General features: G+C 65.3%; 4 protein-coding genes and 1 pseudogene. 2 read left to right on the top strand and 3 right to left on the bottom strand.

Translation table 11 applies throughout. From position 1 onward, the window contains the following. Nucleotides 1-178: pseudogene (locus Q8O80_RS11195) on the top strand (aldehyde-activating protein); the annotation flags it as partial. 663 nt (nucleotides 179-841) lie between these two features. On the opposite strand, the gene Q8O80_RS11190 reads toward Q8O80_RS11195, so the two are convergent. After that, the gene (locus Q8O80_RS11190) at nucleotides 842-1,294 is read right to left on the bottom strand and encodes a hypothetical protein (protein ID WP_371136171.1); all 453 of its coding nucleotides are present in this window, start codon (nucleotides 1,292-1,294) and stop codon (nucleotides 842-844) included. Nucleotides 1,295-1,437: 143 nt separating this feature from the next. Here Q8O80_RS11190 and Q8O80_RS11185 point away from each other — a divergent pair, with 143 nt between their 5' ends. Then, nucleotides 1,438-2,478, top strand: coding sequence for an IS110 family transposase (locus Q8O80_RS11185; protein WP_305579542.1), 1,041 nt, complete (start codon nucleotides 1,438-1,440; stop codon nucleotides 2,476-2,478). Between the two features lie 167 nt (nucleotides 2,479-2,645). Here Q8O80_RS11185 and Q8O80_RS11180 read toward each other — a convergent pair whose 3' ends face one another. Further along, a complete protein-coding gene (locus Q8O80_RS11180) occupies nucleotides 2,646-3,200 on the bottom strand; it encodes a hypothetical protein (RefSeq protein WP_305579541.1) in 555 nt (184 codons plus the stop codon). Continuing rightward, nucleotides 3,197-3,690: class I SAM-dependent methyltransferase (locus Q8O80_RS11175; protein ID WP_305579540.1), on the bottom strand; the 494-nt coding region annotated here is incomplete at its 5' end. The genes Q8O80_RS11175 and Q8O80_RS11180, both read right to left, overlap by 4 nt.

Genomic DNA, 3,690 nt, shown 5'->3' with positions numbered 1-3,690 from the left:
AGAATTTGCCGCCTTCGTGTCGTCGGTGATCGAAAGCGGGGTCAGCCCCGACAAGTTGTCGGCCATCCGCGCCCGCCTGACCGAGATCGGCCTGCCGCCCTATGACGCGCTGTCGCCGGCACTGATGGATGCAATCGCCACCCATACTGCCAAACAGTCGGGCAAGTTGCCGGACTGAGGCGAAGGTCGCATCAACTGCAGTCGTAGCCTGGTTGCCCGCCCCGGGGGCAACCAGTTTTCAAGACCGCCAGATCAGAGCCGCCTCAGCCGCCAGCCGCCGCCCTCATGACCACGATTCTCTGGCTGACCACCTGCGCGACGGCCGGTTCTGACGCGCCGCGGCCTGCCCCCCGCCCGTGGTGGTGGACAGCGCCGCCGATCAGGCTCGCGCAGCAGCGGAGGTCGAGGCGCTGCCCGAAGGCGCGGTCGTCGTGCCGATGCTCAGTGACTATGCCGTCCTGCGCGATCTGGCGCGGGCGTGCAGGTAAGCCGGAAGGACGGGCCGGGCATAACCCGTGAGAAGCAACATGCGTCTCAACCGCTTGGGGTGGGCTCGGCCCACTTCCCAGGCTCACGTTTTCAATGAGCCATGGAAAATCCCGACCGTCCGATAGTGACACACGGCATCGCCGCCTGTCCCGCAAGAAAGCGGGCACAATTGTGTACCTTTTGTTGGAGGAATCGCCGAAGCAAGGCATTGCCCATCAAGCAGACACAATGGGCAGGGAGCGGACCGATGCAGATGCAGCATTGCTCCTGCGGCATCCCAGAGAAGCGGGCGGTCACGATCATGCAAGTGTTACAAGATCAGAGACCGAGACATGAGGCGAAGAGTTGCGAGTTAGCCGAGTTGCGTCACGATCCGTGACACCACAAAAAGCGCGGCGGCCGTTCCATTGGCTTTGCCCTTTTCGAAGTCGCCCTCGATGGTCCCCATCTGGTTGGTAACGTGGGCGAGGCAGATGACGGCTCGGCCCCGCGTTTTTGCAAAGGCGTAGAGCCCCGCCGCCTCCATCTCGACGGCCAGGATGCCGCGCGCCCGCGCTGCGGCGATCGCGGTCTCGGTCTCGCGGAACGGCGCATCGGTGGTCCATGTCGCGCCGGTGAGCACACGGGGGCCACCCTCGAACGCACCGTTGAGCCGCGAGAGGAGACGTTCGGGCGCCGCGCTCCAGTCGGACGGCGGAAGGTAGTGGTAGCTCGTGCCCTCGTCACGCAATGCCCGGTCGATCACAATGAAATACGGTGGCTCGCCCCGCGGCGTAATCTGGCCCGACGAGGTGACGCTGACCAGAAGCTCGCAGCCAGAGATGCCGTAATGGGCGAGTCGCTCCCGGACCCGGCGTTGTGCTGCGTGTTCCGTCCAATACGGGCTATTGTCCTGTCAGAGCCGACCATTCCGGTCGGCTTCAACGATCCGAACGGGGGGAAGAGACCATGGATCATTTTGTTGGCATCGACGTATCACTCGAAAGCTGCGCCGTTTGTGTCGTGACCCAGTCAGGCACCGTGGCGCGGGAAGCAAAGATTGCCTGCGAACCCGAGGCACTGATCGCGTTCATGCGCGCAATGGATGTGAGCATCACCGGCATCGGGCTCGAAGCCGGACCTTTGTCGCAATGGCTGCACCGGCATCTGTGCGCGGCAGGGCTGGAGGCGGTGTTGATGGAGACGCGCCAGGTGAAAGGCGCATTGAAGGCCATGCCGATCAAGACCGATCGCCGTGACGCGCTCGGTATTGCCCAGCTGATCCGCATGGGCTGGTTCCGCCCGGTGCATTGCAAGTCGGTCTCGGCGCAGGAACTCCGGGCGCTGCTCGGGGCGCGCCGGACGCTGCAGAAATCAATGATCAGCATCGAGCTGTCGATGCGCGGCATGCTGCGCGGGTTCGGCCTCAAGCTCGGCCAGATCACACGGCGGCGGTTGCCGGAGCGCGCCCGCGAACTTGCGGACGGCAACGAGATGCTGACGGCGATGGTGACCGCGATGCTGCGCGGCCACGCCGCCCTGCGCAGCGAACTCGCCAAGCTCGAGAACCGGTTGCGCCGGATCGCACGGGCAGACCGTGTGTGCCGGCTGATGATGACCGTTCCCGGAGTCGGCGCCGTGGTGGCGTTGCAGGTCAAGGCAGGGATCGATGATCCCGCCCGCTTCCGATCCTCGAAGATGGTCGGCCCGCACTTCGGCCTGACACCGCGACGGGAGCAGTCCGGCGAACGCGACGTGGTGGGGGCCATCAGCGCCGCTGGCGACCAGAACGTGCGCACGGCGCTGTTCCAGGCGGCGACGGTGATGCTTTATCATTCGCAGACTAAGAGTTGGCTCAAGGCCTGGGGCATGCAGGTTGCAAAGCGGCGCGGCATGAAACGTGCCGTCGTGGCCGTCGCCCGCCGCCTTGGCGTCGTCCTGCACCGGATGTGGAGCGACGGCACGACTTTCAGTTTGACGCATCCGGCAGGTGCCAGCGTAGCGGCGTGATGGCGCGAACCCGATCCTCTTTCGCGCGCTGACCCGCCCCCCGAATTGGACCGGGGCAGCCCGGTCCTCCGATGTCCCTTCGCCGGGACGCGGTCTCGATGATGCCGTATGTTCGCTGGTGCCAACCGCAAGGTCGAGCACGCCATCAGAGATCGGCACGCGAGATCCTACTGACCAGGCATGGAGTGGCGGCCCAGCGCCGACCGCGGACGGAAGCATGATACCGGCGAAGTGGCTCCGAACGCAGACTTGGGGAACGGTCGCTGCGACCGGCAGATAGCACGATGACGATCCGCGGCGCACGCACGTCGCGTGCCTTGCCGTGCCTGAATGGAAGTCAAGCCAATGATTTTGATTAGAAAAATATGTTTGACTTCACTTCTCCCATTACGGAAGACGAACATCTCCTCGGCGACGCGCACGGCGAAGGATGCACCGACGGCGCAGCCGACCACGCCAATCTCCTCGCCGTCCAGGTCGAACACCCACATGTCCGTGTGATAGCAGACCCAGCCCTCGTGCTGACGCGCCCGCCCGTCGGCGCGGAGCTGGCGCACGATGTCGCCGTCCGGATCGAGCAGGCAGACCTTCGGCACCGCGACGGCCTCCGCGCCCTTTTGGCGACGGGCCTCGCGTAGCAGGCTTTCCGGCGTGAAGGCTGAGGGTTCCTCGTGATGCTTGTGCGCAAGGATGGGCGGTGTTTTCCCGATGCGATCGCTCATGTCGGCTCCGGATTGGCTTCGGGTTGAACCGGCTTCGTGGCGCTCAGGACCAGGAACGCCGCGCCCCCGGATGTCCAGCGTCCGATCCACGGGTCGACCGTGGCCATGAGCTGTGCGGCAAATCCAAGTGGCGGGTAGAAGATGGCACCCGTGACAGTGGTGTTTTGAAGACCCGCCCCGGCTGCGAGGGCCAGAAGATCGCTGCGGCTCCGGAACTGCGCCGCCCGCCAGAGACCCGAGCCGAGCCAGCCCTTCACGCGCCGCTGCGCGGCCCAGAGACTCCAGCGACCGAGTTCGCCAAGGATCAGGCGACCGCCCGGCTTGAGCACGCGGACCATTTCCCCGATCGGTTGGCGAGGGTCGTCGCTGAAGCACAGCGTCGCCACCGAGACAACTCGGTCGAACTGTGCGCCGGAGAACGGAAGATTACGGGCATCCCCTTCGACCACGTCGATCTCGACACCCGCGACTTCCGCCCGTCGGCGCGCGG

The organism is Devosia sp., from assembly GCF_030689745.1.
Classification (GTDB): Bacteria; Pseudomonadota; Alphaproteobacteria; order Rhizobiales; family Devosiaceae; genus Devosia; species Devosia alba.
This window is presented reverse-complemented; position numbering and strand designations above follow the sequence as displayed.

Bases quoted from the DNA above. Each gene is read 5' to 3' on its own strand.
- Q8O80_RS11185 (WP_305579542.1), top strand. From the start codon at position 1,438: ATGGATCATTTTGTTGGCATCGACGTATCACTCGAAAGCTGCGCCGTT.
- Q8O80_RS11180 (WP_305579541.1), bottom strand. From the start codon at position 3,200: ATGAGCGATCGCATCGGGAAAACACCGCCCATCCTTGCGCACAAGCAT.